This window comes from Streptomyces lateritius (assembly GCF_014649715.1).
GTDB classification, from domain to species: domain Bacteria; phylum Actinomycetota; class Actinomycetes; order Streptomycetales; family Streptomycetaceae; genus Streptomyces; species Streptomyces lateritius.
This window is the reverse complement of record NZ_BMTO01000024.1, coordinates 1-26,236: the sequence shown is the minus strand read 5'-3', so window position 1 is coordinate 26,236 and position 26,236 is coordinate 1. Positions and strand designations below refer to the sequence as shown.

The following is a 26,236-nucleotide window of genomic DNA, read 5'->3' as shown; positions in this document are numbered from 1 at the left end:
TGTCGCCGTCGTCAGGCGATGCCGCCGTCGCGCTCAGTGGGTGAGAGCGGGCTCCTGATGCGGCATCGGCTCACCAGCAGGATCGTCCGCCTCCGCGTCCGCGCCTTCCACGTGCTGTTTCGGCTTCGCCGGCAGCGCGAACATCACCAGGAAGATCCCGGCGAGCACGGCGACCGCCCACCCCAGCGCGTTCTGGAACGCGTCCGTGAACGCCGCCCCCACCTCGCCTGGTGCCCCCGCGAGACGCTCCTCGTCGATCACTCCGTAGAAGACGACCGAGACGAGGCCGAGCCCGAGCGCGTTGCCCATCTGCCCGGTCGTGTTGATGAGGCCCGAGGCGGAACCGGCGTGCTCGCGCGGTACGTCGGAGAGGACCGCGTCCGTCAGCGGGGCGACGATCAGCCCCATGCCCAGGCCCATGACGACCAGGGGCAGGATCATCTGCCAGGAGTGGATGGCCGTGCCGTACCGTCCGGCCTCCCAGATGTAGAGCAGCACGCCGGCGGCCATCGTCAGCGCGCCCGCCTGCAGCACCTTCCGGCCGAAGCGCGGGACCAGGCTCTGCACCGACAGGCCGGCCGCCGCCGAGACGGCGATCGAGAACGGCACCCCCGTCAGACCCGCCTTCAGCGGGCTCCAGCCGAGCCCGATCTGCATGTACAGCGTCCAGACCAGGAAGAAGATGCCCATCACGACGCCGAAGGTCAGCTGCACCGCGATGCCCGCGGCGAAGCTCTTCACCCGGAACAGCGACAGCTCGACCAGCGGGGAGCCGTCCTTCCTCGTCTTGTACTTCTCGTACGCGACGAGGGCGCCGAAGACGGCGAGGCTGCCGGCCATGCAGAGGTGGCCCCAGAGCGGCCAGTCCAGCTCGCGGCCCCGGGTCAGCGGGTAGATGAGCATCAGCAGCGCCAGCGTCACCAGCAGCACGCCGACCAGGTCGAGGCGGAGCGCCTTCGGAGCCTTGGACTCGGTGATGAACTTCCGGCCCAGGAGCAGACCCGCGATGCCGACCGGCAGGTTGATCAGGAAGATCGGCCGCCACTCCAGGCCCGCGATGTTCCACTGCGTGAGCAGGGCGCCGAGCAGCGGGCCGGAGACCGCGCCCAGACCGATGATCGCGCCGAACATGCCGAAGACCTTGCCGCGTTCGTGCGCGGGGAAGGTGACGTGGATGATCGAGAGGACCTGCGGCACCATCATCGCCGCGGCCGCGCCCTGGAGCAGGCGGGAGGCGACCAGCATCTCCGAGTTGGCCGCGAAGCCGCACAGCGCGGAGGCGACGGTGAAGCCCGCGGTACCGAAGAGGAAGAGCCGCTTGCGGCCGTAGATGTCACCGAGGCGGCCACCGGTGATCAGGCCGGCGGCGAACGCGAGGGCGTAGCCGGCGGTGATCCACTGGATGGCACCGAAGGAGGCGCCGAGGTCGCGCTCGATGCTCGGGATCGCGATGTTGACGATCGTGGCGTCGACCAGATCCATGAAGGCGGCGGTCATGACGATGGCGAGTGCGATCCAGCGTCTGCGGTCGGTGGCCGCCTCCGTGACGGCGTCGTGTGAACTCATATGAGGAATCTAGAAGCCGTATAGGTCAGGTCGCGTCCTAGATGAACGGCATGCTGGGACGTATGACGGACACTCCGGCACGCCTTCTGAATCTGCTCTCGCTCCTCCAGACGCCGCGCGAGTGGCCGGGCAGCGAACTGGCCGAACGGCTCGCGGTCTCGCCGCGCACGATCCGCCGGGACATCGACCGGCTCCGGGACCTGGGATATCCGGTGGAGGCCTCGCGCGGCGCCGTCGGCGGGTACCGCCTGGTCGCCGGGGCGGCCATGCCGCCGCTGCTCCTCGACGACGAGGAGGCGGTGGCGATCGCGGTGGGCCTGCGGGCGGGCGCGGGCCACGCGATCGAGGGCGTGGAAGAGGCGTCGGTACGGGCGCTGGCGAAGCTGGAGCAGGTGCTGCCGTCCCGGCTCCGGCACCGGGTCTCCACCCTGCAGAACGCGACGCTCCCGCTGACGCGCGGGGACGGCGCGACGGTGGCGCCGCAGACGCTGACGGCGCTCGCGGGAGCGGTGACGGGGCAGGAGAAGGTGCGGTTCGGCTACCGGGCGGGCGACGGTACCGAGTCGAAGCGGCTGGTCGAGCCGTACCGGCTGGTGTCGACGGGGCGGCGGTGGTACCTCGTGGCGTACGACCTGGAGCGGTCGGACTGGCGTACGTTCCGGGTGGACCGGGTCTCGGATCCGTTCGCGACCGGGGCGCGGTACGCGGCGCGGGAGCTGCCGACGGGCGGGGCGGCGGCCATCATGACGCGCGCGATGTCCCGTGCCCAGCCGGAACTGGACCTGGACGTGAGCTTCGCGGCTCCCGCCGAGTTCGTGGCGGCGCGCCTGCCCTCCCACCTGCCGCCGACCCCGGTCACGGAGGACAGCTGCCGTCTCCGGGCCCGCGCTGTGGACTCCGTCGAGTGGCTGGCTCTCAGGCTGGCCCTGGTGGACTGCGCGTTCACGATCCACGGGCCGGATCAGCTGATCACCTACGTGCGGGAGCTGTCGGCCCGCCTACGGACGGCGGCGGCGTGACCGGGGGCCTGAGGCTTTGGGCGCGGACGGCCTGGCGCCGGGCCCGGGAGGCCGGACGCCCCGGACCTGGCACCTCGTCCTCATGACCATGCCTCAGGCCCCCGGCCTTCAGAGCCGGCCTCGGGCCCCGGCCTTCAGGACGCGGACTCAGGCCACCGCGTCGAAGCCGGTGTCGCGGGCCATCTTCTTCAGTTCCAGCAGTGCGTGCTTCTCGATCTGGCGGATCCGCTCGCGCGTCAGGCCGTGCTCCTTGCCGACCTCCGTCAGCGTGCGCTCCCGGCCGTCCTCGATGCCGTACCGCATCCGGATGATGGAGGCCGTGCGGTGGTCGAGCTTGTCGATCAGATCGTCGAGCTCCTCACTGCGCAGCAGCGTCATGACGGACTGCTCGGGCGAGACCGCCGAGGTGTCCTCCAGCAGGTCGCCGAACTGCGTCTCGCCCTCGTCGTCCACCGACATGTTGAGCGAGACCGGGTCGCGCGCCCAGTCCATGACGTCCACGACCCGCTCCGGGGTCGAACCCAGCTCGGCCGCGATCTCGGCCGGCTCCGGCTCACGGCCCTTCTCGCGGTTGAACTCGCGCTGGACGCGGCGGATCCGTCCGAGCTCCTCCACCAGGTGGACGGGGAGCCGGATGGTGCGGGACTGGTCGGCTATGGAACGCGTGATGGCCTGACGGATCCACCACGTGGCGTACGTGGAGAACTTGAAGCCCTTGGCGTAGTCGAACTTCTCGACCGCGCGCACCAGGCCCGCGTTCCCCTCCTGGATCAGGTCGAGCAGCGGAAGTCCGCTGCGCGGGTAGCGGCGGGCCACCGCGACGACCAGTCGCAGATTGGACTTGATGAAGAGGTCCTTGGCACGCTCGCCCGCGGCGACCAGCGCTTCGAGCTCCTCGCGGGACGCTCCGCCCGCCTCGCTGGCCACCTCGCCGTCGAGGATCTGCCGGGCGTACACACCCGCCTCGATGTCCTGGGAGAGCTCGACCTCCTTGGCGGCGTCGAGCAGGGGGGTGCGCGCGATCTCGTCGAGGTACATGCCGACCAGGTCGCGGTCGGCGATCTCCCCGCCCACGGCGCGAACGCTGCTGGCCCGCGTGCTGCTGCTACCGCTGGTGGCGGACGAACGACGGGCGACGGCACGGGTTGCCATGCGTGCTCCCTTGCTGAGTAGGTCGCGACACCCTTGCGGGTGCCCTGCATCCGACGGAAACAACGACTGGAATCAGGACAGAATTCCCACACGACGCATCGATTTTCGCGATCATGCAGTACCCTGTGGCGCCTTCGAGGGGGTTCATATGCTGTCCGGACACACAGAGGTGCAGGTCAGGCCGGGCACGGAGGGCGACCTGGCGTCGCTCACGGAGCTGTACAACCACTACGTCCGAGAGACCGCGATCACCTTCGACACGGAACCCTTCACACCGGAGCAGCGGCTTCCTTGGCTCCGCTCCCACCCTGAAGACGGCCCGCACCGCCTCCTGGTTGCTCATGATGTCCGGAACGACCGGAAACAAACCGATGGCCGCGTTCTCGGTTACGCGACGAGCAGCGCCTTCCGCCCGAAGCCCGCGTACTCCACCTCGGTGGAGGTGAGCGTCTACCTCTCCCCCGACGCCGCGGGCCGGGGCGTCGGGACGCTGCTCTACGAAGCGCTCTTCGGGGCACTCGCCGGCGAGGACGTCCACCGCGCCTACGCGGGCATCGCACTGCCCAACGAACCCTCGGCCCGCCTCCACGCCCGGTTCGGCTTCCGCCACATCGGTACGTACCGGGAGGTGGGCCGGAAGTTCGGCCGGTACTGGGACGTGGCCTGGTACGAGAAGCGCCTCGCGCCCACCGGCCTCGGGCAGTCCGCCGCGCGGACGCACGAGGCGGGTCGAGGGGCCTGAATCGTGTTTCGAAAGTCCCGCCTGGCCGGGGGCGCCGCCCTGCGGGCGGACGACGCTACTTTCGAAACACGCCCTGGCCGAACTGGACCGACCGCTTGGCCAGCCCCATCCAGAACCCGTCGATCACGCTGCGCCCGTCGTCCAGGTCCCCCGCCGCCTCCGCCGCGCCCAGCGTGACGAACAGCGGGGCGAAGTGCTCCGTGCGCGGGTGGGCGAGCCGGCCCGCGGGGGACTTGTGCGCGAAGTCGAGGAGCGCGTCCACGTCCCGCGCCTCCAGTGCGTGGCGGCCCCAGTCGTCGAACTCCGCCGACCAGCCGGGAACCCCTTCCCCGACGTGCCGCAGCGCGGCCAGGTTGTGGGTGAAGAAGCCGCTGCCGACGATCAGGACGCCCTCGTCCCGAAGCGGCGCGAGCCTGCGGCCGATGTCCATCAGCCGCCGCGGGTCCAGGGTGGGCATGGAGATCTGGAGAACGGGGATGTCGGCGTCCGGGAACATCTCCACCAGCGGCACATAGGCACCGTGGTCGAGGCCCCGGTCGGGGATGTCCTGCACCGGCGTGCCGGGCGCCTGCAGCAGCTTGCGCACGGACGCGGCGAGTTCGGGCGCCCCGGGGGCGTCGTACCGCACACGGTAGTAATGCTCGGGGAAGCCCCAGAAGTCGTACACGAGCGGTATGGTCTCGGTCGCGCCGAGGGCGAGCGGAGCCTCCTCCCAGTGGGCGGAGACGATCAGGATCGCCTTCGGCCGGGGCAGGTCGGCGGACCAGGCGGCGAGCTGGGCGGGCCACAGCGGGTCGTCGGCGAGCGGCGGAGCGCCGTGGGAGAGATAGAGAGCGGGCATCCGTGCGAGCGTGGCGTCCATGACGACCGCCTCCAGACGTACAACATCGTTGAAAGTTCAAGCTCATCTGACATGACGAGCTTAGACCCGATGTAGTTCAACTTTCAAGGATGAGTCGTAGGATAGATACATGACCATGGCACCCATTGACGGACCCCGCTGGCTCAGCGACGAGGAACAGCGCGTCTGGCGCGCGTACCTCCATGCCACCACCCTCCTCGAGGACCACCTCGACCGCCAGTTGCAGCGCGACGCCGGGATGCCGCACATCTACTACGGTCTGCTCGTCCAGCTCTCCCAGGCGCCCCGGCGGCGGCTGCGGATGACCGAGCTGGCCAAGGGGGCGAAGATCACCCGCTCCCGGCTCTCGCACGCGGTCGCGCGCCTGGAGAAGAACGGCTGGGTGCTGCGCGAGGACTGCCCCTCCGACAAGCGCGGGCAGTTCGCGTACCTCACGGACGAGGGGTACGCGGTCCTGGAGCGGACGGCGCCCGGGCATGTCGCCGCCGTACGGCAGGCGATGTTCGACCGGCTGACGCCCGAGCAGGTGGCGCAGCTCGGCGACATCATGAAGGTGATGGCCGAGGGGCTCCAGCCCTCGGACCCGAACGCGGATCTGCCCTGGCTCCGCTGAGGAGCCAGGGCAGATCGGAGCACGGAGCCGGCGGGAGGATCACCGCCGGCCGGGAACGGTCAGTGCGCGATGACGGGGATCTTCACCGCGTCCTCGACGCCCGCGTCCTCACCTGAGCCGTCGCCCGAGCCCGAGCCGGCGACCTGCCCGCCGCCCGGCTTCCCCGTGTTGATGAAGGTGACGGCGATCAGGGCCGAGACGACCAGGATGCCGACCGCCCACCAGATGGCCGCCGCGTAGCCCTCGACCATGCCCTGGAGCTGGAGCAGCTTCTGGGCGGCGGGGGTGGTCGCCCCGGCCGCGTTGTCGGTGAGGTACGCGGTGGTGGCAGAGGCGGCGATCGTGTTCAGCAGCGCCGTACCGATGGCGCCGCCGACCTGCTGCGAGGTGTTGACCATCGCGGAGGCCACACCGGCGTCCCGCGGGTCGACGCCGTGCGTCGCGAGCGACATGGCCGGCATGAACGCCGTGCCCATGCCGAGGCCGAGCAGCAGCTGGGCGGGGAGGATGAGTCCGGCGTACGAGGTGCCGATCTCCAGCTGGGTGAGCAGCAGCATGCCCGCACCGGCGGTCAGGAAGCCCGGGCCCATGAGCCAGCGGGGCGGGACCCGCGTCATCAGCCGCGTACCGATCTGGGTCGAGCCGGTGATCATGCCCACGATCATCGGCAGGAACGCGAAGCCGGTCTTGACCGGGGAGTACCCCTTCACGATCTGCAGGTAGTAGGTGAGGAAGAGGAACAGGCCGAACATCGCGATGACGGCGAGCCCCAGTGAGAGGTACACACCGCCGCGGTTGCGCTCGGTCAGGACGCGCAGCGGCAGCAGCGGGGACTTGACCTTCGACTCGGTGAGGACGAAGGCGGCGAGCAGCACGGCCGAGCCGACGAAGAGGGCGATCGTCGTCGCGTCGGACCAGCCCTCGGACTCGGCGCGGGTGAAGCCGTAGACGAGCGTGACCAGACCGAGGGTGGAGAGGACCACGCCCGGGATGTCGAGCGGGGAGCGGTTGCGGCCGCCGGCCGGCTCACGGATCACGAAGTACGCGCCGGCGGCGGCGATGATCGCGAACGGGATGTTGACGAAGAAGGTCCAGCGCCAGTTCAGGTACTCGGTGAGGAAGCCGCCGAGGATGAGGCCGACGGCGCCGCCACCACCGGCGATCGCGCCGTAGATGCCGAATGCCTTGGCGCGCTCCTTCGCGTCGGTGAACATCACCGCGAGCAGCGACAGCGCGGCCGGGGCGAGCAGCGCGCCGAAGGCGCCCTGGAGCGCGCGGGCGCCGAGCATCATCGCCTCGCCGGTCGCGGCGCCGCCCAGTGCGGAGGCGGCGGCGAAGCCGATGAGACCCACCACGAAGGTGCGCTTACGGCCCCACAGGTCGGCGATACGGCCGCCGAAGAGCAGGAGTCCGCCGAAGGCCAGCGCGTAGGCCGTGATGACCCACTGCCGGTTGCCGTCCGAGATCCCGAGATCCTGCTGGGCGGAGGGCAGCGCGATGTTCACGATCGTCGCGTCCAGCACGACCATCAGCTGGGCGAGGGCTATGAAGACCAGCGCTTTCCAGCGCCTGGGATCCGTTTCGGGCATGGGGGTAGCCACCTCTTGGTGCGTAAGGGAAAGAACGGACGTACGGGGTAACGGAATTACGGAAGAGTCAGTGCGAGATCAGGGCGGGCTCGGCGGGCGGTCCAGGGACGGTCACTCGATGCGGGAGTCCCTCCGCAAGTCCTCCAGGGTGGCGGCCGAGCCCGGCAGCACGGAACGCGCGGGCGCCTCCAGGCCGTCCAGGAACAGCTGCAGATGGCGGTGGACGAAGCGGTCCATGTTCACGCAGGCGGTGCCCGGCAGGGGGCGGGTCAGCTGCGAGACGGCCACCATCAGGTCGCCGACGCCGACGTCCGTACGGAGCCGGCCCGCCCGCTGCGCGCGGTCGACGAGGCCCTGCACGGCCCCCTCCAGGCCCTCGCGCGCGGCGCACAGTTCGGGGTGGTCGCGGTCGAAGGCGCCGTCGAGCATCGGACACAGGGCGCCGATCCGCTCGTCGGCGGCGGCATGGGTGAAGCGGCGCAGCGCCTCGAAGGTGTCGCTCTCCTCCGCCGCCGCCTCCGCGGCCCGGTCGGTGGTGCGGGCCATGACGGAGAGGACGACCTCCTGGACGAGGTCGGCGCGCTCGGGGAAGTTGCGGTAGAGCGTGGCGTTGCCCACTCCGGCGCGGCGCGCGATCTCGTCGAGCGGCACCTGGGGGCCGAACTCGACGAACATCTCGCGGGCCGCCGTCACGATCCGCTCGCGGTTGCGCAGGGCGTCGGCGCGCGGGCGGGGTGCGCGGCGGGTGGGCGCGGTGCCGGCCGCGGTGTCGGCGGTGATGCTCACGCCACCTCTCCTTCACTTCGAGTCATCCGGGGAGCGAGTCCCCACTTCCTGGAACACAGGCGTAAACGGGGACCGTCTCCCCGGTTATTTCCCACTGCGACTGTGACCTGAGTCACAGCCCTGCCCGTCGGCCGGATACCCACGATCGGTCCAATCCGGCGCGCGCCCCCGGAGCGGTCGACACAGGCTGATCGGACAGAGCGATCAGGGAGGCGACCGCATGCAGCAGACCCGCCGGCGGATTCGCAGCCCCCTCGCCCTCGGAGCGGTGGCGGCCCTCGCGCTCGCCGCCCTGGCCTCCGCCAGTTCGAACCTGCGCGGATCCGCCCCCGCCTCGGCGGGACCGGTGGCCTCCGCCCCGGGTGAGGCGCCGCTCTCCCCGTGCAGGATCGCGACGACGATGGGTGTGCAGATGTCGGAGGGGCTGCCGACCGCCCCGGGGTATGTCCGCTCCACCGGCCGGATCAAGGCTCTCAACCTGATGATCGACTTCCCGGACGCGCCCGGGGACGGCACGGCCCTCGGGCGCCTGTCCGAGTTCTTCCCGAAGACGGCCGACTGGTTCCGCACCAGCTCGTACGGGCGCCTCCACTACACTCCCGAGGCCCCGATATCCGACTGGCTGCGGATGCCGCAGGCGTTCTCCTCGTACGGGATAGAGCGCGGCTCACCGTACGAACCGGGCTACCGCGGGCTCGTCGAGGACATCGTGAAGGCCGCCGACGCGAAGGTGGACTTCAGCGCCTACGACCTGGTCAACATCCTGGTCACCCCGAACGCCGGACCCTCGGCCCTGGACACCGTCCTGTCCGTCACCTTCTCCGGCAACGCGGAGGCGCCCTACGCGGACGGCGTCCCGCTCTCCAACACGTCCTTCGTCTACAGCCGCCAGGACGACGGCTCGGGCACCTACGCCGAGACCGGCTACCGAGTCCTGCCGCACGAGAACGGGCACGTCTTCGGGCTGCCCGACCTCTATACCGTCGAAGGCGGCGGAACGGTCGGCCACTGGGACATCATGTCCGAGGACTGGGGGGCCAACAACGACTTCCTCGGCTGGCACAAGTGGAAGCTCGGCTGGCTCGACGACAGCCAGATCGGCTGCGCGTCGAGGACCGGCACCAGTGAATACACGCTGACCCCGCTGGCCACCAAGGGGGGCCGGAAGCTCGCCTTCGTACCGCTGTCGGAGCGGTCGGGGTACGCCGTCGAGGTCCGCACCCGGGACGGCAACGACGAGGCCGTCTGCGAGCCCGGCGTCCTGATCTACCGGGTCGAGTCGGACGTGGACACCGGGCACGGCCCCGTCACGGTGTCGGACAGCGACCAGGACAGCGGCGGCTGCACCCGCAGGCCCAACGTCCACGCGGAGCTGTCGGACGCTCCGTACCGGCCGGGCGAGACCTTCACGGACCGGATGAACGGCATCCGGATCACGGTCGTGGACGAGGACGACGCGGGCGCCTACCGCGTCCGCGTCACCCGCAGCTGATCCGCTCCCCCGCCCGCTTCCCGATCCGCTCCCTGAGCTCCCGCTTGAGGATCTTGCCCGTAGCGTTCCGGGGCAGCGGCTCCTGCCGTACGTGGACGTGGGCGGGCACCTTGAAGGCGGCGAGGCGCGCCCCGACGTGCGCCCGCAGCTCCTCGACGGTGACGGCCGCCCCCTCCCGCAGCCGCAGCACCGCCGCGACCTCCTCCCCGAGGGCGGGATGCGGCACGCCGAGGACAGCCACGTCCAGCACGTCGGGGTGGTCATGGAGAACGGCCTCGACCTCGACGCAGTACACGTTCTCGCCGCCCCGGATCACCATGTCCTTGAGCCGGTCGACGACGGTCACGCGGCCGTCGACGACCCGGGCGAGGTCGCCGGTGCGGAACCAGCCGTCCTCGGTGAACGCCTCCCGGGTGGCGGCCTCGTCCCCCCAGTAGCCGCGGACCAGGGACTGGCCGCGGAGCCAGAGCTCGCCGATCCCGTCGGCGTCGGGCCGGTCGATCCGCACCTCGGTCGCGGGCGTCGGCCGCCCCACGCTCCTCGGGTGCGCGCGGTACTCGGCACCGAAGTTGGCCAGCACACCGCCGCAGGTCTCGGTCAGGCCGTACCCGTTGCGCGGTTCGACGCGTTCGCCGTACGCGGCGGTGAGGCGGGCGACGATCTCGGGCGGGGCGGCGGCGCCGCCGGTGTTGAACATGACGAGGCTCGCGAGGGGGTCGCCGACGCGCTCGGCGAGGTCGAGCAGTCCGAGGGCGGTCGTGGGGACGCCGGCGTAGTGGGTGACGCCGTGGCGCCGGATCAGCTCCAGGGCCGTGGCCGCGTCCCACTTCCGCATCAGGACGAGGGAGCCGCCGGCGGCCATGACGGAGTAGAAGGAGGTGAACGCGGCGACGTGGAAGAACGGGAACGTCGTCAGCGACACGGGCGTGGGGCCCTGGCCGGGGACGGTGCCGCGGCCGAGGGCGGAGGCGGCGGCGTAGTACCGCGGGTTCATCGCCGCCCCTGCCTGCGCGAGGTGGGTGGCGACGGCGCCCTTGGGGCGTCCGGTGGTGCCTGAGGTGTAGATGATGGTGGCGTCGTGCTCGGGCAGGACGTCGACGGGCGGCGGACCGAGGTACGGATCGGTGTCGGGCACGTACACCCGGAATCCGTCCGGGAGCCGCGCCGCGTGCGCGGGCCCCGAAGAACTCGCGGGGCCGGGCTCGGCCTTCCGCTCGGGGTGGAAGACGATGCCCGGCACCCGGTGCTCGCGCGCCCAGCGCTCGACCCGCCCGACCCGCTCCCCGTCGACGAGGAGGATCCCGGGCGTGCAGTCGTCGAGGGCGTGGGAGAACTCCTCCTCGGTCCACCAGGCGTTGAGCGGGACGGCGACGAGGCCGGCGAGCTGGGCGGCCCAGAAGGCGATCTGCCACTCGGGGTGGTTCCGCATGGCGACGACGGCCCGGTCCCCGGGGCGCAGCCCGTGGTCGTCGACGAAGCGCCGGGCCAGTCCGCAGGCGGCGTCGAAGAACTCCCGGTAGGTCACCACCCGGGCCTCGCCCCCGTCACCGTCCCCGGACACCAGGAACGGCCGCTCGCCGTACGCCCAGGTCGCCTCGACGAACTCGCGCAGGGTGCGGGGACCCTCGACGTACACGCCGTCCTCGACGGCGAAGGGCGCGCCGGGGGCCGCGAGGCGTGCGGCCACCATCGCCGCCGTCCCCGTGGCTCCGTCCGGATCGGTGTGTGGCACGGCCGCCGTCATCTCTTCTTCCCCGCACTCGCTCGGTACCGGCGGCCGACGCTATGTCCGCCCTCGGGGAGCGTCAACCCGCGCCCGCGCGGGTGCGGACCGTGGAAGCGGACGGAGGGACAAGGGCCGGTGGCCGCCCCCTCCCGGGGGCGGCCACCGCTCCGGACCTACTTGAAGGCCGGCAGGCTGCGCTCGACCCAGGCGGAGAAGGGCGCGGCCGGGCGGCCGAGGACCTTCTCCACGTCCGGGCTGACCTGCTGCTCGGACGGGAGCGGCAGGCCGAGGATGTCGAGCGTGCCGTTCACGACGGCCTCCTCCATGAACCGCGACATGTGGGCGAAGGCCGACTCGCGGGTCAGCTCGACGAAGGAGACCTCCTCGCCGAGAGCCTCGGCGAGTGCCGCGGCCTGCTCGCGCGGGCTGATGGCGACCGGGCCGGTCAGGACGTAGGTCTGGCCGGCGTGGCCCTCCTCGCGCAGCGCCACCGCGGCGACGGCTGCGATGTCCGCCGGGTCGACCACGGGGAGCGCCACGTCGGCGAAGGGGGCCATCACGGTGCGCTCGGTACGGACCGACTCTGCCCAGGCGAAGGCGTTGGAGGCGAAGCCGCCCGGGCGCAGGATCGTCCACTCCAGGCCCGAGGCGCGGACGGCCGCCTCGAACTCCCGGAGCCGGTCGTGCGAGACCGCCTCCGGGCGGGTGCCGGAGGCCTGCGAGGAGAGCAGGACGACCTTGCGTACGCCGGCCTCCTTGGCGAGACCGAGCAGCGTGTGGGGGCTCTCCCCGGGGCCGAGCAGCTCCGGGCCGAGCAGGATGAACAGTGCCTTCGCACCTTCGAGCGCCTCCCGCAGGCTCTCGGCCCGGCTCAGGTCGGCCTGCACATGGCGGGCGCCCTCGGGCAGGTCGACGGGGAGCGGCCGCCGCGAGACGGCCGTGACCTGGGCGCCCGCCGCGGAGAGGGCGGCGACGAGCGGACGGCCGACGTTGCCGGTGGCTCCGGTGACAACAATCATGAAACGGCTCCTTCATCAAGGGAATTGGTGGGTGACAGCCGCTGCCGGGGGTGTCGCCGCGATGGCCGGGCGGGCTTCCTCGCCGTGCCGTGAACGACGCTAGCATCCTCGGGATAGTAGGTACCTAGAGGAAAGTGGCTTTCGCTCGGGGGCACATGAGCCTCCGGGCGACCGCTCCCCGCGTGAGCAGCGGTGAGTTCATGGCCGAGGCGCGCCATACGGGCACGCGCCTCGGGTGGGCCGAGCACCTCGACACGGGCGCCGAAGCCGGCCAACTGGGCGGCGAGCAGGTCGAGCGAAGGGCCATCGGCCTCGAAGTGCCGTCGCCCGTCGGAGAGTTCGCGACCCGTGCGCAGCCGCTCGCCGAGCAGCTCGTGCAGGACGGGCAGGGCGGACGGGTCGGCCACCGCGCGGACCGTGGTGGTGCGCAGCCGCCGTTCGACGTCGGCGGCCAGCGACTGCCAGGCCGCCGCCAGATCGAAGCCCTCCGGCCGGCGCGCGGGTTCGCCGGTGTCGACGACGGAGATGACCCGGGTGTGGCGGAAGGACCGAAGCCCCTCCTCCGTGGCGGCCACCAGGTACCAGCACCCGGCCTTCCAGACCAGGCCCAGGGGATCCACGGTCCACTCACGGACCGTCGAGGCGTCCGGGGACGGCTCCGGTCCGGGAGCCGGGGGCGACTCCGGCGCGGAGGCAGGGGCGCGGGCCGGAACGGAGGCAGCGGCGGGGGCCGGTTCGGCGTCCGCGTATCCGAGGGTGATCCGTACCCGGTCCAGGACCGCCTGTTCCAGGGCGTGGTGGTGCGGCCCGCCGCCGGCCCGCACCGCGGCGCGGGACCAGTCGAGGCCGTCGACGACGAGCGCCTTCGCCGCCGCCTCGGCGTGCCGCCGCATCGGAGCGGGGACCGCCTGCACCAACTTGCGTAACGCCGTGCGCAGTTCCGGCGAGGCGGAGAGCGGTCCCGCGGCCAGGAACAGCGCCCCGATCTCGCGCTGGGTGAAGCCCGTCAGATCGGTACGGGCACCTCCCACCAGGCTCCAGCCGCCACCCCGCCCGCGCTGCGAGTACACGGGCACACCGGCGACGGTCAGCGACTCCAGGTCGCGGCGGGCGGTGCGCTCGGAGACCTCGAGCTCCGCGGCAACCTCCCGCACCGTCACGCGCCCCCGCGACTGGAGGAAGAGCAGTGTCGCCATCAGGCGGTCGGCCTTCATTTCGCCTTGCTCTTTCTAATAGGCCATGAGGTGGCCTGTTTCGCCGGGACGATGGAGTCATGACTGAGACCGCGCACGCCTCCGGCGCCCCCTCCGCCCGTCCCTCCGCCGACCCTCGCGACGGCCTGTTCAAGGCCGTGGACCTGGCCGCGGAGGTGCTCGCCGCCCTCCGCCCCGACCAGTACGACGCGGTCACGCCGTGTCCCGACTACACGGTCCGTGACCTGGCCAACCACCTCGTGTCGGTGCTGCGCCGGGTCGCCGTGCTGGGTGCAGGCGGCTCCTTCATGAGCGTTCCGCACTTCGCCGAGGACGTCGCCGACGGCGACTGGGCCGAGGCCTGGAAGGCGTCCGCCAAGGAATTCCACACCGTCTGGTCCGACCCCTCGGTTCTGGGCCGGCAGATCGCCCTGCCGTGGGGTCCGGTCCCCGGCGCGGTCGCCTCCGTCATCTACACCAACGAGTTCGTGCTGCACATCTGGGACCTCGCGAAGGCCACCGGTCAGAGCCCCCTCTGGGACCCGGAGATGCTGGCGGCGCCGCTGGCGAACATGCGCCGCGCCGTGCCCGCCGAGCCCCGTGGCGGCCAGGTGCCGTTCGGTCCGGTGGTGGAGGTTCACGAGGATGCTCCTGACATCGACAAGCTCGTGGGCTGGTACGGCCGCCGTCCCTGACGGCTCCGGGGCCCGGGGCCGCCGTCGTGCGACGGCGGCCCTTTTCCGTCCCGCTCGCGCGGGCGTGCGGCAGTGCCGCGGTCCGGTCCGGTCAGCCGGCGGATCCGATGCCCTGGGCGAAGGAGAAGAAGCGACAGGGGTCGTACTTGGCCTTGACCGTGGCCAGCCGGGAGTAGTTCTCGCCGTAGTACGACTGCTTCCAGTCCGTCAGAGCCGGGTCCATCCAGTTCTGGTACGTCTCGCCGTTCGACAGCGGGTCGATGACCGCGAATCCGTTGTCGATCCAGCGGGTGGCGACGGCCCGGGCTTCGGCGGTGTTCCGCGTCGGATCGTTGATCAGGGCCCGGTAGTTCACCGAGAACAGCGAATCCCGGTGCACGTACGCGGTGTCGGTGCGGGCCGGGTCGTTGGCCGCGCCGCCGAAGAAGTGCAGGTCGAGGTAGCGGGCCTGGCCGGCCGCGCGGTCCGCGTCGAAGGCCGACATCACGTCCGCCCAGCCGCCGCGGCTGTACGGCGTGGTGCCGAGGCGGGTGCGCTCAAGGCCGAATTCGGGGCGGGTCAGCACGCCGGTGGGGGTCTTCTCCGAGCGCTGGCACTGGTCGGCGCTGAGCGTGCCGCAACCGAAGATCATCATCATCAGCTGCTGGTACGTCAGTACGGCGTCCTGGCGGGCCGCCGGAGCGCCGGTCATGGAGAGCAACCGGGACGTCTCGGAGGCGAGTTCGGCCGGTGTGCCCCGGGAGGCCAGCATGATGTTGACGTTCGGGACCGAGCCCGCGGCGGCGTCCGGCTGGACGACGTAACCGCCGCCGCCGATGGTGCGCGGCGCGTCCACCAGCCAGCGGGTCGCGGCGTCGAGGACGTCGGCGGCACGGTCGTACGGGAAGATCAGGTTGGCGATCGCCATCTGGTCGCCGACGTGCGGGGTCACCGTGAAGCGGGTGACGACGCCGAAGTTGCCGCCACCGCCGCCGCGGATCGCCCAGAACAGGTCGCTGTAACGGGTCGGGGAGGCGACGACGATCCTGCCGTCGGCGAGGACGACCTCGGCCGACGTCACGGCGTCGCAGGCCATGCCCATGGGCCGGGTGAGGAAGCCGTAGCCGCCGCCCTGCAGGAAGCCGCCGGCCGCCACGGTCGGGCAGCCGCCCTCGCTGACCACGAGACCGTGCGGGGACAGGGCGTTCAGGATGTCCACGTTCTTGGCGCCGGGACCTATGTTCACCGCGCCGCTGCCGACGGTGATGCCGTTCAGGCCGGAGACGTCGATGATCAGGCCGGGAGTGGTCGAATAGCCGCCGAAGCTGTGGCCGCCGCTGCGGACGGCGGCAGGCAGACAGTTGTCCTGGGCGAACCGGAGGGCGACGGAGACGTCGCGGGCGTTGACGCAGTACGCGACCGCCTTGGGGTTGGCCCTGTCGAACTGGGCCAGTTCGAGCTGCTTGGCGACGCCGTAGGAGGGGTCGGACGGCAGGACGAGCCGTCCATGCATGTTGGTGTCCAGCTGGCTCCAGGGGATCCGGCCGCCGTCGGTGCTCGCCACGACGGGGGTGGCGGGCAGAACGGCGAGACCGGCGGCGGCCGTACCGGCGCCGAGAAGGGTTCTACGTGTGATCACGGGGCGTCCCATGGTCGATGCGGTGGATGGGCGGAGGGCGGCGCCGGGGCCACCTGGTCCGCCGCCCGGAGGGACGGGCGGGGGGCCGGTGGCTCCGGCGCCGGGTACGAGGTACGGGTACGGAAGGAGGTCAGGAGACCTTGCGGCCGCGCAGGCCCTGCCTGACGACGCCCTTGAGCATGGAGCGCCCGAGGTCGCGCATCTCCTTGGGACCCGAGGTGCTCGCCCACCACATGAACTTGACCATCGTGGGCGTGGTCGCCCGGAAGAACCGGTGGTCCTCGGGGTCCTTCCAGCCGAAGGGCGTATTGACGGACTCGCAGTCGCGGATCGCGTCGAAGACGATGTCGGCCGCCTTGTCGCCGTCGATCTCCCCGGCCTCGTACCGCTCGCAGGTCTCGGCGGTGACGTCGAAGAGGTGCTTGAACGCATGGCTGTCCGGCCACCACAGCCCGGTGTAGGGGGCGTTCTCCATCTCCTTGAAGTGGCGGTCGTCGCCGTCCAGTTCGAAGTTCTGCCGCGCCATGATCTGCCGCATGGTGGCCGGGGTGGTGAAGCAGGCCCAGACCCGGAAGACCGCGTTCCAGAGACGGAAGTGGGAGAAGGCGATGTAGGAGCTGTTGACGATCTTGTCGTTGTACTCCAGGAGGCCCTGCTCCAGCTTCTCGACGTACGCGAAGCGCTCCGCCTTGAAGTCGTCCTCGCGCAGCGCGTCCAGGACCCGCCAGGCGAGGGCGTCGACGACCTCGAAGGTGTTGGACAGACCGCGCGAGTACAGCGGGTCGATGAAGCCGGCCGCGTGCGACATCAGGCACCAGCGGTCGCCGACGGTCTGCTTGGAGGAGTACTGGATCCGGTCGGTGGACACCCACTCGCGGACCCGCTTGGCGCCCTCGAACTGGCGCTTCACCGCCGGGTACATGTCGAGGTAGTGGTTGAACTCCTCGTCGGGGGTCATGTCCTTCGGCTTGGGGTACAGCCGCTCGTCGAAGGTGAGGCCGACGCTGCAGACCGGGTTCTTGGAGTCCTTGTAGTTGTCGAACGGGATGATCCAGAACCAGCCGCGCTCGATGAGGTGGTGCAGCGTGCCGCCGTGGAAGGGCGACTCGGCGGGCGGGCGCAGCGCCTCGGGGTAGTTGCAGACGTCGTCGTACGGCTTGACGCCGACGTAGTGCGTGAAGAGCGAGCGCGCGTGGTGCTTGTGGCGCGGCGGGTTCTCGCGGAGGTCGAACTTCTCGGCGAGCGGGGAGCGGAAGCCGCTCGCGTCGATGAGGAACTTCGCCCGGAACACCTCACCGCTCTGGCCGGTGACCGTGACGCCGTCGTCGTCGAAGTCGAGGTCGGTGGCGCGCCAGTTCTGCCGGATGGTGCAGCCGTACTTCGCGGCCACGTTCAGGTAGTACGAGTCGGTGTCCTGGCGGTAGAGGTGGACGGCCTCGGTGAGCATCTTGGGGATCACGAACATGGTCGCTTCGCGCGGATCCGGCTCGCGGTTCTTCTTGTGCGAGACGAAGCCGAAGCTCTGCTTGCGGCCGTGGTGCGGCCCCATGTGCTCGGTGATGGCCTTGACGTCCAGCATGTGCTTGATCTCGGGCACGTCGTAGCGTGCGGCGAGAATGTGCAGCCACTCCACGAGCTGCGGGTTCTGGGACTCCCCCACGGCGAACCGGGGGTGCTGGCCGGCGTCGATCAGAGCGACGTTCGCCCCCTGGCGGGCCAGGATGGCGCCGGTGATCGAGCCGGCGAGGCCCGATCCCAGGATCAGGACGTCGCACTCGTTCCACTCTTCGGCCTCGGGGGCCTCGTTCACTGCCTCAGCCTTGGTGGGCAAGACCGCACTCCTCTTTCTCGGATTCACTCGGCGCTTGCGTGGACGCCGGCCGGTCAACGGGGTCAGGCGGCGCGGCGGGGCTCGCCGAACCAGTCGGTCAGGGCCTGCTCGAGTCCTTCGGCGGAGCCGTCGACGGTGGCCCAGGCCACGTAGCCGTCGGGGCGGACCAGGAGGCTCGCGGAGGGCGCGTCGGCGTCGGCGCGGGTCGCCGTGACGACGTCGACCCGGTCCGACCAGCCGGCGGCGGCGGCGCGCAGCTCCGCGCTGTCGTGCAGGTCGAGCAGGAGCGGGCGCCCGCGGTGCAGCAGCTCGTAGGTGCTGGACTTCTCGTCGCCGACGATCAGCTCCTGGTCGGGCAGGCGGCGGCCGAGCAGCGGGTGGTCGCCGGCGGCGGCGCCGTAGGTGATGTCCAGGCCGGTGACGAGGCCGACGAGGTGGCGCCGGACCTCCTCGATCTGGACCAGCTCGGCGAAGATGTCGCGCAGCGGCTGCATCTCGGGGCCGCCGAGGTAGAGGGAGCGCTGGACCAGGGTGTTGGCGACGATGCGGGCGCCGACCGGGTGGCGCTCGGCCTGGTACGTGTCGAGGAGGCTGTCCGGGGCCTGGCCCTTGACGACGGCCGCGAGCTTCCAGCCGAGGTTGACGACGTCGCCGACGGCGGCGCTGATGCCCTGGGCACCGATGGGCAGGTGGATGTGGGCCGCGTCGCCGGCCAGGAAGACCCGGCCCTTGCGGTACTCGGCGGCCTGCCGGCTGGCGTCGGTGAAGTAGCTCGTCCACAGCGGGGTTGCGCCGCTGATGTCCTCGCCGGTCACCCGCTGGAAGGACGCGGCGACCTCCTCGAAGGTGGGCGGCTCCTGCGTGGGGCGGACTCCGGCGCCGCGCTCGAAGACGACGACGCGGGTGGCGTGCGGGCCGAGCGGGAGGACGACGACCATGCCGGCCTCGCCGATCTCGCCGGTGGGACGGATGCGCAGCGGGACGCCGGTCACGTCGGCCATCTGCATCTCGATGGTGGCGTTGATGCCGGGGAAGTCGATGCCCGCGAGGCGGCGGACGGCGCTGCGGGCGCCGTCACAGCCCACCACGTAGGCGGCGCGAAGGCGTTCGGTGCCCTCCGGGCCGACGACCTCGACCTCGACGCCGTCCGCGCCGTCGGTCAGGCCGACGACCTCGTGGCCGCGGCGTATCTCGGCGCCGAGGCCCACGGCCCAGTTGTGCAGGATGGCCTCGGTGCGGGACTGCGGAACACCGCGGACACCGAAGTTGCCGCCCTCGATGATCCGGTAGTCGATCGGGAGTCCGCCGAAGTGGCCACCCGGAATGGTGTCCAGATCGCCGAATTCCGCGAGGAGTCCGCGCTGCCCGAACTCCTCGATGGTGCGGGCGGAGAAACCGAGCGCGCGCGACTGCTGCATGGGCTCCGTGAGACGGTCGAGCACGATGACGGAGAGCCCGGAAAGGCGGAGCTCACCGGCGAGCATGAGCCCCGCGGGGCCCGCTCCGGCGACAATGACATCGGCGTTAAAGCTGTCCATGTTCCCTCTCCCGCTGGCGTTTTCTTCAGTATTCCGACGGAGCGGGGGCAGCTGAATGGGCTCCGGTACAGGGTTATGACAAGTTCCGTCAGATCTCCGGCACGTGTGTCAGGGAGTGGGGCGGGGGGACGCGAAAGGGTGCCGGAAGCGACGCTTCCGGCACCCTTTCCTTCGTACGTCTTCTCGTAGGTCTTCTCGTACGTCGCCCGGTTCAGCCGCCGAGGATCCGGTCGACCCGGATCTCGACGACGGCCAGGCCGGGCGGCATCGGCGGCGGGGCCCAGTACCGCTTGGTGTAGCGGCGGATCCCCTCGGCGACCCGGTCGGGGTCGGTGGAGACCTCGGCCGTGCCCTCCAGCGTGACCCACCGCCAGCCGGCCGTCTGGCAGACCGACACCCGGCTGCCCGGGGCGGCGAGCACGTTCCGCGCCTTGCGGCGCGCGACCGTCGTCATCACCCGGGCGAGGCCCGCGTCCCCGTCCCAGGTGAAGCGCACCGGCGCGGTGTGGGGGCTGCCGTCGGGGCGCAGCGTGGTGAAGGTGCACAGGTGGTTCTCGTCGAGGAAGGCCTCGACCTCTGCGGACAGTCGCGGTGACGGTGCCATGAGGGTGTTCCGTTCTCAGTGGGCGGGGGTGCCGGCCGGCATGTCCTTGGCCTTGGTGAGGGGCAGCAGGACGAGGGTGACCACGAGGGCCACCGCGGCGAAGCCGGCGCTGATGAGGAAGGCGTCGTGGAAGACCGTCGTACGGGCCTCCTTGACCAGCTCGGGAACGCCGCGGGTCTGGGCCTCCAGCTCGGGGATCCGGCGGAAGGCGAAGGTGGCGGCGACGGCGAGACCGAGGGCGCCGCCGATCTCCTGCGAGGTGTTGATGAGACCGGCGGCCAGGCCCGACTCGTGCTCCTCGGAGCCGGCGAAGGCGGAGACCTGCAGCGGGACGAAGGAGGCGCCCAGGCCCAGTCCGCAGATCACGAACGCGGGCAGCAGGTCGACGAGGTAGGAGGCGTCGGACGGGGCGCGCCACAGCAGCATCATGCCGGTGGCGACCAGGGCCAGTCCGACCATCAGGACGGGCTTGGCGGCGACCTTGGTGACGACCTGGGAGGCGATGCCCGCACCGACCGCGGTGGTCAGGGCGAGAGGGACGTACGCCAGACCGGTGGTGATCGCGGAGTAGTCGAGGACCTGCTGCATGAAGAGGCTGGCGAAGAAGAAGAGGCTGACACAGGTGCCGAGGAGCAGGATCGCGATGATGTTGGCTGCCCGCAGGGACGGGCGGCGGAAGATGGTGAGCGGCATCAGCGGGGACTTGGCGCGGCGCTCGATGAACAGGAAGGCGATCAGCAGGACGGCCGCCAGGGCGAATCCGCCGTAGATGCGGGCGACCGGGACGTCCGAGTCGTCGACGGTCTGGCCGAGGGTGAAGATCAGCAGGATGAGACCGGCGGTGAGGACGACGGCGCCGGTGACGTCGAAGCTGCGGGTGCGCTCGGCGGCGCGGCTCTCGCCGACGATCATCGGGGCGATCAGGGCGCCGATGAGGCCGATCGGGACGTTGATGAAGAAGATCCAGCGCCAGCCGGGACCGTCGGTGAGCAGACCGCCGAGGGTCACGCCGGCGACGGCGGCGACACCGCTGAGGGCGCCCCATGCGCCGAGCGCCTTGTTGCGGGCCGGGCCCTCCTCGAAGTTGTTGGTCAGCAGGCTGAGCGCGGCGGTGGCGATGAAGGCGGCGGCCAGACCCTGCGCGCCACGGGCGCCGATGAGCATCTCGGAGCTCTGCGCGAGGCCCGCGAGGAGCGAGGAGAGGGCGAAGAGGACGAGACCGGTCTGGAGCATCCGGCGGCGGCCGAGGGTGTCGGCGAGCCGGCCGGCCAGCAGCAGGAAGCCGCCGAGGAGCATGCCGTAGGTGGTGACGACGTACTGCAGGGCCGTCTGGGAGATGTGGAGCTCGTCCTCGATGGTCGGCAGTGCGACGTTGACGATCGACACGTCGAGGAAGGTCATGAAGCCGGCCAGACAGAGGAAGGCCAGGAGGAGACCGGGGCGGCGGGCGGGCCCTGAGGCCGACTCCGTCGCGGTGGTGCGCAGGGACTCTTGGACAGACATGTCACTCCTCGGAGCACGGATGAACGGATGGGGACTGCGGGAATCACGGAGCACGGGGCTGCGGAGTGCGGGGGCTTGCGGAGTGCGGGGGCGTGCGCAGCAGGGAAAACAGGGGGGCGACGGCCGGTCAACGGCCGCGCTCCGTAGCGACTTTCAGGAAGCTAGCATCCTCAGTAAAGTAGGTACCTAGAGGAAAGTGGCTTCCTGGAGGGTTCCCATGAACAGCAGCACCGCCATGTCGGCCGACGCGGCAGCCCACGCCGCGCAGGGCGGCTCGCAGCAGGCCTGCCCCATCTCCCCGGTGCTCGACATCGTCTTCAGTCGCTGGACGACGCCGATCCTGTGGACGCTCCACGCGTTCGGCCGCCAGCGCTTCGTGGTGCTGCACCGCAACATCGGCACGATCACGCCGAAGGTGCTGACGCAGCGCCTGCGGCAGATGGAACGGGACGGTCTCGTGGTGCGGACGTACTACCCCGAGGTGCCCCCCAGGGTCGAGTACGAGATCAGCGAACTCGGTCTCAGCCTGGCGCCGCTCTTCGCCCACCTCGCGGACTGGTCGGCCGACAACCTGCCCCGCGTCGAGCGGGCGCGGCAGGAGTTCGACCTCGCGGAAGAGGTGACGCCGGGCCGTTAGAGCCCGGCGGGACGCGGGGGTCAGGCCGCGTCGCGGTCCAGTTCGCGCATGGCGCCCTGGAAGAAGATGAGCGGCTCCTCGTCGGCCGCCGGGGCGCCCAGTTCGACGACCTCGCCGAGCAGGATGGCGTGGTCGCCGCCGTCGTACTCCGCGATCAGCCGGCAGTCCAGGAAGGCCAGCGCCTCGCTGAGCACCGGCAGGCCGGCCTCGGAGCGGTGGTGCGGAACGTCCTCGATCCGGGCCGACTCACGGCCCGCGAACGCCCAGGCGGGGCCGCGTTGCTGCTGCGTCAGGACGTTGACCACGAAGCCGCCGGACCGGTGGACCACCGGCAGCAGGCGGGAGTTGCGGTGCAGGCAGATGAGCACCAGCGGCGGATCCAGCGAGACCGACGTGAAGGAGTTCACCGTGGTCCCGGCCGCGTCCTGCCCGGTGCCGGAGGTGATGACCGTGACGCCGGTGGCGAACTTGCCGCACACGTCACGCAGCGCGCGACCATCGACCGGCGCCTGGTTCCTGCTGGTTGCTGACTGAACGGGTATCACGACAGGCCCTCTCTCAGGTGCGTGGGGTGATGAAGTCCGCGGCCGACTCCGACACCTGCGGTGTCTGTGGTGGTGTCTTCGACGCCTGGGACGTCTTCGGCGTCTCGGCCGCGGAGCGCCGGGACAGCAGCGGTCCCGCCATCGCCGTCGTGACCAGCGCCATGATCACCAGCATGGTGAACATCCGCTCGTCCAGGACGCCGAGGCTGACGGCCGCGTTGAGGATGATCAGTTCGGTCAGGCCGCGGGTGTTCATGAGCAGGCCGAGGTCCCGCGACTCCCGCCACGAAAGGCCCGCGATCCTGGCCGGCACGATGGCGCCGATCAGTTTGCCGGCGCAGGCCACCGTGACGATCAGGGCGAGCGCCACGTAGTCCTTGCCGCTCAGCGCGCCCAGGTTCACGCCGAGGCCGGTGACGATGAAGAAGACGGGCAGCAGGACGACGCTCACGTTGTCCATCGGCTTGCGCAGGTGCTCGGCGAGGACCCGGGCGGGCTCGCGCGGCATCACGAAGCCGAACAGGAAGGCACCGAAGATCGCGTGGATCCCGATCCAGGTGGTGAGCACGGCCGATCCGAGCGCGCCCGCGCACAGCACGGCCACCAGCGCGGGCCAGCGCTCCGCGGCGGCCCAGCGCCACACCAGGCGCGCCACCAGCGGCTTGACGACCAGGAACATCAGCGCGACGAAGCCGACGCTGAGCAGGCCGATCCATGCCAGGTCGGTGTAGTCGCCGCCGGAGGTGACCAGGGCCGACACGTACGCCAGGAGGCACCAGGCGAGCAGGTCGTCGATGGCGGCGCTGGCCAGGGACAGCGTGCCCACCCGGGTCTCCAGCAGCCGGTTCTCGGTGAGGATGCGGGCCAGCACCGGGAAGGCGGTCACCGACATCGCCGTACCGAGGAAGGTGGCGAAGGCGATGAAGGAGATCTCCTTGCCCGCCACCGTGGCGTGGTCGGGGTAGAGGAACGGCGCGAGCGCCACGCCCAGGCCGAAGGCCGTGGCGATGGACGACAGTGAGACGCCGGCCGCGAGACCGGCGTGCGGGCGGATCAGCCGCTTCTCGAACTCCCAGCCGACCACGAACATGAAGAGGATCAGGCCGACCTGGGCGACCGCCGACAGCAGCGGACGGACCTCGGCGGGGAAGAGACGCTCGGTCAGGTTTCCCGGCAGCAGGCCGAGAATGCTCGGGCCGAGCAGGATCCCCGCGGCGATCTCGCCGACCACGGCGGGCTGGCGCAGCCGCTGGGCGAGCCGGCCGAGCGCGGCGCCGGCGAGGAGCACCACCCCGATGTCGAGGAGCAGCATCGCGAGGGTCGACTCCTTGAGGCCCCCCGCCGCCAGTACGTTCACCGGGACTCCTTCGCCGACGGCGGAGCGCCGTCGGTCCACAGGACCCGGAACGACAACGAGGACAGCCGCCAGCCGTCGTCGGTCAGCTCCGCCTCGCCCGTCGTCAGGGTGCCGGCGGTGAACAACGGCCCGGCGGCCGCGCCGGGGTGGTGGACGTGGGTCGACACGAGGTTGGCGCGCAGCCGGGCCCGGCCCTCGCCGAGGAGATCCACGACCGCCGGCGAGCCCAGGTGCTGCGTCGCAGCGAAGGCCGCCAGGGCGTCACGGTGGTACGCGGCGAGTCCTTCGAGGCCCCGGTGGGCGCTCATCGGGAACGCCACCTCGGCGTCGCGGGTGAACAGCCGCGCCGCCCACGCGTCGGTCGGTTGCTCGTCGTCGAGACCGATGAGATATCGGTCCAGCAGAGTGCGTACGTCGTCCCGAGTGCGCACCTCGTCCTGGGAACGTACGTCGTCGCCTATTGCCTGTCCTGGATGCATTACCCGAGCATGGCGCGCATTCCAATGGGCGACCAAGCCCGTCTTTCAGAGACCTGACGAAGTTGTGGAAGATCTTAAAAGGGTCGGAAAAACTTGACAGAACCGCGCCCAATTCTGAACGTCGGGGGCTTTCTCCGCCCGCTTTCCTCTTGCCATGCTGCGACGAGAACGCCGGCCCGGTGGTTATGGCCGTCGCCGCTCGTGCACCATTTCCTCGAATGGAAGAGAAGAGAATGCCGAAGATTGCAGCCGACGGTCAGCACCTGACTGTTCTCAACCTGTTCTCGACCGACGCTCCCGAGAAGCAGGTCAAGCTGCTCGCCGCCATGCGCGAGATCGTCGACTCCGCGGCGTACGAGGGCTGGATCTCCAGCACCGTCCACGCCGGTCAGGACAAGCCGGGCACCGCCAACTTCATCCAGTGGCGCAGCACGGAGGACCTCGAGGTCCGTTACGCCGGTGAGGAGTTCAAGCACCGCACGCTGCCGCTCTTCGGCGAGATCACCACCTCGATCCGCCTGCTGCAGAACGAGATCGCCTTCACCCAGGCGAAGCCGGAGCTGGGCGGCACGGAGATCTCCCCCGACCGTGACGACTACACGGCCATCGAGCTCTTCGGTGTCGCCGAGGCCGACCAGGAGGACCTGATCGACGCGCTGGGCACCTCCCAGGAGTGGCTCGTGGACGTCCCTGGCTACCGCACCCACACCGTGCTGCGCGGCCTGCGCGCCCGCGGCATCGAGGGCAAGTTCGTCGTCTCCTACTCGCAGTGGGACAGCAAGGAGGCGTACGACGCCTTCCGCGGCGCCCCCGAGGCGCACCGCAGCCCGGAGCGCCAGAAGGTCGACGCCCGCGTCGCAGCCCTGTCGACCTGGCAGGACGAGAACACCTACCGCGTCGTCCACACCCGCTCCGCGGGCGAGTGACCCCCTGAGCGAAGCGGCCGTCCCGTCCCCCGGGCGGCCGCTCACCGCCGGAGTGCCGCTGCCGGGACCCCCCACCCGGCGGCGGCACTTCTGGCTTTACGCCCCTGCCCCCTTTCCCTTGCGGGCGAAGCGGGCCGTAGCCCGCGATTCCCGCACCCTTCGAAACCCTTCGAGGACGAGGAGTCCGCGCATGAATCCAGCGGGAGTGCGCCGAAGCGCACACGAGACCACCGTCGCGGCGCCCGCCGCCACGGTCCACCGGCTGATCTCCGAGGTGGAGAACTGGCCACGGACGTTCCCCGCGACCGTCCACGTCGCCCATGAGGAGGCCCCCGAGGGCGAGCAGCGGCTGCGCGTCTGGGACACCGCCGGCCCGGCCGAGGGCGGCGACGGCGGCGTGCCGCGGTCCTGGGGCCTGCGGCGCATCGTCCAGGACGCCGAGCTACGGGTGAACTTCGAGCTGTTGGCCGCCGATCCGCCGCTCGCCTCGCTGGGCGGCGCGTGGCTCGTCGAGCCGCTCGACGAGAACTCCTCCCGGGTACGGCTCCTGCAGGAGTTCCGCGCGGCCGACGACGATCCGGCCACGCTCGACCGGATCGCCGACGGCGTCGCGCGCGACGCCGTCGCGCAGTTGGCGGCGTTGAAGGAGAACGTGGAGCTGGCGCACGCGACGGCGGACGTGACGTTCTCCTTCGAGGACTCCGTCCACATCGACGGCTCCGCCAAGGACGTCTACGCCTTCAT

The 26,236-nt window shown here is 71.0% G+C and carries 24 protein-coding genes; 8 read left to right on the top strand and 16 right to left on the bottom strand.

Annotation, left to right across the window (positions count from 1 at the left end):
- Positions 1-33: 33 nt before the first annotated feature.
- Entirely contained in the window at positions 34-1,566 is a 1,533-nt protein-coding gene (locus IE136_RS33450; protein ID WP_158988068.1) for an MFS transporter, read from the bottom strand.
- Positions 1,567-1,628: 62 nt separating this feature from the next.
- Between IE136_RS33450 and IE136_RS33445 the strand changes: the two genes are divergently transcribed.
- Positions 1,629-2,585, top strand: a complete 957-nt coding sequence (locus IE136_RS33445) for a helix-turn-helix transcriptional regulator (protein ID WP_158988069.1) — start codon at positions 1,629-1,631, stop codon at positions 2,583-2,585.
- A gap of 147 nt (positions 2,586-2,732) precedes the next feature.
- On the opposite strand, the gene IE136_RS33440 is transcribed toward IE136_RS33445, so the two are convergent.
- Positions 2,733-3,737 (bottom strand): sigma-70 family RNA polymerase sigma factor, encoded by a 1,005-nt coding sequence (locus tag IE136_RS33440; RefSeq protein WP_158988070.1) that lies wholly within the window; start codon positions 3,735-3,737, stop codon positions 2,733-2,735.
- A 148-nt stretch (positions 3,738-3,885) separates the two neighbouring features.
- On the opposite strand from IE136_RS33440, the gene IE136_RS33435 reads away from it, so the two are divergent.
- Positions 3,886-4,479 (top strand): GNAT family N-acetyltransferase, encoded by a 594-nt coding sequence (locus tag IE136_RS33435; RefSeq protein WP_158988071.1) that lies wholly within the window; start codon positions 3,886-3,888, stop codon positions 4,477-4,479.
- 55 nt (positions 4,480-4,534) lie between these two features.
- On the opposite strand, the gene IE136_RS33430 is transcribed toward IE136_RS33435, so the two are convergent.
- Positions 4,535-5,341 (bottom strand): dioxygenase family protein, encoded by an 807-nt coding sequence (locus IE136_RS33430; RefSeq protein WP_189602367.1) that lies wholly within the window; start codon positions 5,339-5,341, stop codon positions 4,535-4,537.
- Positions 5,342-5,450: 109 nt separating this feature from the next.
- Between IE136_RS33430 and IE136_RS33425 the strand changes: the two genes are divergently transcribed.
- Positions 5,451-5,954 carry a MarR family winged helix-turn-helix transcriptional regulator gene (locus tag IE136_RS33425; RefSeq protein ID WP_158988073.1) on the top strand — a complete coding sequence of 168 codons (504 nt, stop codon included), beginning with the start codon at positions 5,451-5,453 and terminating at the stop codon, positions 5,952-5,954.
- Between the two features lie 59 nt (positions 5,955-6,013).
- On the opposite strand, the gene IE136_RS33420 is transcribed toward IE136_RS33425, so the two are convergent.
- Together IE136_RS33420 and IE136_RS33415 are read right to left on the bottom strand one after the other, a co-directional pair.
- Positions 6,014-7,543 (bottom strand): MFS transporter, encoded by a 1,530-nt coding sequence (locus IE136_RS33420; RefSeq protein WP_158988074.1) that lies wholly within the window; start codon positions 7,541-7,543, stop codon positions 6,014-6,016.
- A gap of 111 nt (positions 7,544-7,654) precedes the next feature.
- The gene (locus tag IE136_RS33415; RefSeq protein WP_229819437.1) at positions 7,655-8,329 is read right to left on the bottom strand and encodes a TetR/AcrR family transcriptional regulator; all 675 of its coding nucleotides are present in this window, start codon (positions 8,327-8,329) and stop codon (positions 7,655-7,657) included.
- Positions 8,330-8,549: 220 nt separating this feature from the next.
- Between IE136_RS33415 and IE136_RS33410 the strand changes: the two genes are divergently transcribed.
- On the top strand, positions 8,550-9,821 hold the full coding sequence (locus IE136_RS33410; RefSeq protein ID WP_189602366.1) for a M6 family metalloprotease domain-containing protein: 1,272 nt from the start codon (positions 8,550-8,552) through the stop codon (positions 9,819-9,821).
- Here IE136_RS33410 and IE136_RS33405 read toward each other — a convergent pair.
- The 3 genes from IE136_RS33405 to IE136_RS33395 form a co-directional block, all read right to left on the bottom strand.
- Positions 9,808-11,565, bottom strand: coding sequence for a class I adenylate-forming enzyme family protein (locus tag IE136_RS33405; RefSeq protein ID WP_189602365.1), 1,758 nt, complete (start codon positions 11,563-11,565; stop codon positions 9,808-9,810). The two genes, IE136_RS33410 and IE136_RS33405, sit on opposite strands and share 14 nt — an antisense overlap.
- A 155-nt stretch (positions 11,566-11,720) precedes the next feature.
- On the bottom strand, positions 11,721-12,566 hold the full coding sequence (locus tag IE136_RS33400; protein ID WP_189602364.1) for an SDR family oxidoreductase: 846 nt from the start codon (positions 12,564-12,566) through the stop codon (positions 11,721-11,723).
- Positions 12,563-13,780, bottom strand: coding sequence for a helix-turn-helix transcriptional regulator (locus IE136_RS33395; RefSeq protein ID WP_189602363.1), 1,218 nt, complete (start codon positions 13,778-13,780; stop codon positions 12,563-12,565). Before IE136_RS33395 ends, IE136_RS33400 begins: the two co-directional genes overlap by 4 nt.
- Positions 13,781-13,839: 59 nt before the next feature.
- Between IE136_RS33395 and IE136_RS33390 the strand changes: the two genes are divergently transcribed.
- Positions 13,840-14,454: a TIGR03086 family metal-binding protein gene (locus tag IE136_RS33390; protein WP_158988079.1), complete on the top strand. Its 615-nt coding sequence runs from the start codon at positions 13,840-13,842 to the stop codon at positions 14,452-14,454.
- Positions 14,455-14,545: 91 nt separating this feature from the next.
- Here IE136_RS33390 and IE136_RS33385 read toward each other — a convergent pair whose 3' ends face one another.
- From IE136_RS33385 to IE136_RS33365, 5 genes are all read right to left on the bottom strand, one after another.
- Complete coding sequence (locus tag IE136_RS33385; protein ID WP_189602362.1) at positions 14,546-16,072, bottom strand: FAD-binding oxidoreductase; 1,527 nt, start codon at positions 16,070-16,072, stop codon at positions 14,546-14,548.
- A 130-nt stretch (positions 16,073-16,202) separates the two neighbouring features.
- Positions 16,203-17,903 carry an NAD(P)/FAD-dependent oxidoreductase gene (locus IE136_RS33380; protein ID WP_158988081.1) on the bottom strand — a complete coding sequence of 567 codons (1,701 nt, stop codon included), beginning with the start codon at positions 17,901-17,903 and terminating at the stop codon, positions 16,203-16,205.
- 62 nt (positions 17,904-17,965) lie between these two features.
- On the bottom strand, positions 17,966-19,441 hold the full coding sequence (locus tag IE136_RS33375; RefSeq protein ID WP_158988082.1) for an FAD-dependent monooxygenase: 1,476 nt from the start codon (positions 19,439-19,441) through the stop codon (positions 17,966-17,968).
- Positions 19,442-19,652: 211 nt separating this feature from the next.
- A complete protein-coding gene (locus IE136_RS33370; RefSeq protein WP_158988083.1) occupies positions 19,653-20,045 on the bottom strand; it encodes a pyridoxamine 5'-phosphate oxidase family protein in 393 nt (130 codons plus the stop codon).
- A gap of 15 nt (positions 20,046-20,060) precedes the next feature.
- Complete coding sequence (locus tag IE136_RS33365) at positions 20,061-21,548, bottom strand: MFS transporter (protein ID WP_189602361.1); 1,488 nt, start codon at positions 21,546-21,548, stop codon at positions 20,061-20,063.
- A 235-nt stretch (positions 21,549-21,783) separates the two neighbouring features.
- Between IE136_RS33365 and IE136_RS33360 the strand changes: the two genes are divergently transcribed.
- Positions 21,784-22,185: a winged helix-turn-helix transcriptional regulator gene (locus tag IE136_RS33360; RefSeq protein ID WP_158994378.1), complete on the top strand. Its 402-nt coding sequence runs from the start codon at positions 21,784-21,786 to the stop codon at positions 22,183-22,185.
- A gap of 20 nt (positions 22,186-22,205) precedes the next feature.
- Here the strand turns inward: IE136_RS33360 and IE136_RS33355 are convergent, their stop codons facing one another.
- Genes IE136_RS33355 through IE136_RS33345 form a run of 3 tightly spaced genes read right to left on the bottom strand, consistent with a single transcriptional unit; the run spans position 22,206 to position 24,566 of the window.
- Positions 22,206-22,730: a flavin reductase family protein gene (locus tag IE136_RS33355; protein WP_229819435.1), complete on the bottom strand. Its 525-nt coding sequence runs from the start codon at positions 22,728-22,730 to the stop codon at positions 22,206-22,208.
- A 13-nt stretch (positions 22,731-22,743) separates the two neighbouring features.
- Positions 22,744-24,087, bottom strand: a complete 1,344-nt coding sequence (locus IE136_RS33350) for a cation:proton antiporter (protein WP_158988085.1) — start codon at positions 24,085-24,087, stop codon at positions 22,744-22,746.
- Positions 24,084-24,566 (bottom strand): nuclear transport factor 2 family protein, encoded by a 483-nt coding sequence (locus tag IE136_RS33345; protein WP_189602360.1) that lies wholly within the window; start codon positions 24,564-24,566, stop codon positions 24,084-24,086. The genes IE136_RS33350 and IE136_RS33345 overlap by 4 nt, the downstream gene beginning before the upstream one ends.
- 233 nt (positions 24,567-24,799) lie before the next feature.
- Here IE136_RS33345 and IE136_RS33340 point away from each other — a divergent pair, with 233 nt between their 5' ends.
- Entirely contained in the window at positions 24,800-25,492 is a 693-nt protein-coding gene (locus IE136_RS33340; protein ID WP_158988087.1) for an antibiotic biosynthesis monooxygenase family protein, read from the top strand.
- Between the two features lie 190 nt (positions 25,493-25,682).
- Positions 25,683-26,236, top strand: a 554-nt coding sequence (locus tag IE136_RS33335) for an aromatase/cyclase (protein WP_189602359.1), incomplete at its 3' end; no start/stop codon positions are given.

Coding starts and splice junctions, on each gene's coding strand:
- IE136_RS33410 (WP_189602366.1), top strand. CDS start 8,550: ATGCAGCAGACCCGCCGGCGGATTCGCAGCCCCCTCGCCCTCGGAGCG.
- IE136_RS33445 (WP_158988069.1), top strand. CDS start 1,629: ATGACGGACACTCCGGCACGCCTTCTGAATCTGCTCTCGCTCCTCCAG.
- IE136_RS33345 (WP_189602360.1), bottom strand. CDS start 24,566: ATGCATCCAGGACAGGCAATAGGCGACGACGTACGTTCCCAGGACGAG.
- IE136_RS33400 (WP_189602364.1), bottom strand. CDS start 12,566: ATGATTGTTGTCACCGGAGCCACCGGCAACGTCGGCCGTCCGCTCGTC.
- IE136_RS33435 (WP_158988071.1), top strand. CDS start 3,886: ATGCTGTCCGGACACACAGAGGTGCAGGTCAGGCCGGGCACGGAGGGC.
- IE136_RS33450 (WP_158988068.1), bottom strand. CDS start 1,566: ATGAGTTCACACGACGCCGTCACGGAGGCGGCCACCGACCGCAGACGC.
- IE136_RS33395 (WP_189602363.1), bottom strand. CDS start 13,780: ATGAAGGCCGACCGCCTGATGGCGACACTGCTCTTCCTCCAGTCGCGG.
- IE136_RS33390 (WP_158988079.1), top strand. CDS start 13,840: ATGACTGAGACCGCGCACGCCTCCGGCGCCCCCTCCGCCCGTCCCTCC.
- IE136_RS33370 (WP_158988083.1), bottom strand. CDS start 20,045: ATGGCACCGTCACCGCGACTGTCCGCAGAGGTCGAGGCCTTCCTCGAC.
- IE136_RS33430 (WP_189602367.1), bottom strand. CDS start 5,341: ATGGACGCCACGCTCGCACGGATGCCCGCTCTCTATCTCTCCCACGGC.
- IE136_RS33360 (WP_158994378.1), top strand. CDS start 21,784: ATGTCGGCCGACGCGGCAGCCCACGCCGCGCAGGGCGGCTCGCAGCAG.
- IE136_RS33420 (WP_158988074.1), bottom strand. CDS start 7,543: ATGCCCGAAACGGATCCCAGGCGCTGGAAAGCGCTGGTCTTCATAGCC.
- IE136_RS33365 (WP_189602361.1), bottom strand. CDS start 21,548: ATGTCTGTCCAAGAGTCCCTGCGCACCACCGCGACGGAGTCGGCCTCA.
- IE136_RS33405 (WP_189602365.1), bottom strand. CDS start 11,565: ATGACGGCGGCCGTGCCACACACCGATCCGGACGGAGCCACGGGGACG.
- IE136_RS33340 (WP_158988087.1), top strand. CDS start 24,800: ATGCCGAAGATTGCAGCCGACGGTCAGCACCTGACTGTTCTCAACCTG.
- IE136_RS33440 (WP_158988070.1), bottom strand. CDS start 3,737: ATGGCAACCCGTGCCGTCGCCCGTCGTTCGTCCGCCACCAGCGGTAGC.
- IE136_RS33375 (WP_158988082.1), bottom strand. CDS start 19,441: ATGGACAGCTTTAACGCCGATGTCATTGTCGCCGGAGCGGGCCCCGCG.
- IE136_RS33425 (WP_158988073.1), top strand. CDS start 5,451: ATGACCATGGCACCCATTGACGGACCCCGCTGGCTCAGCGACGAGGAA.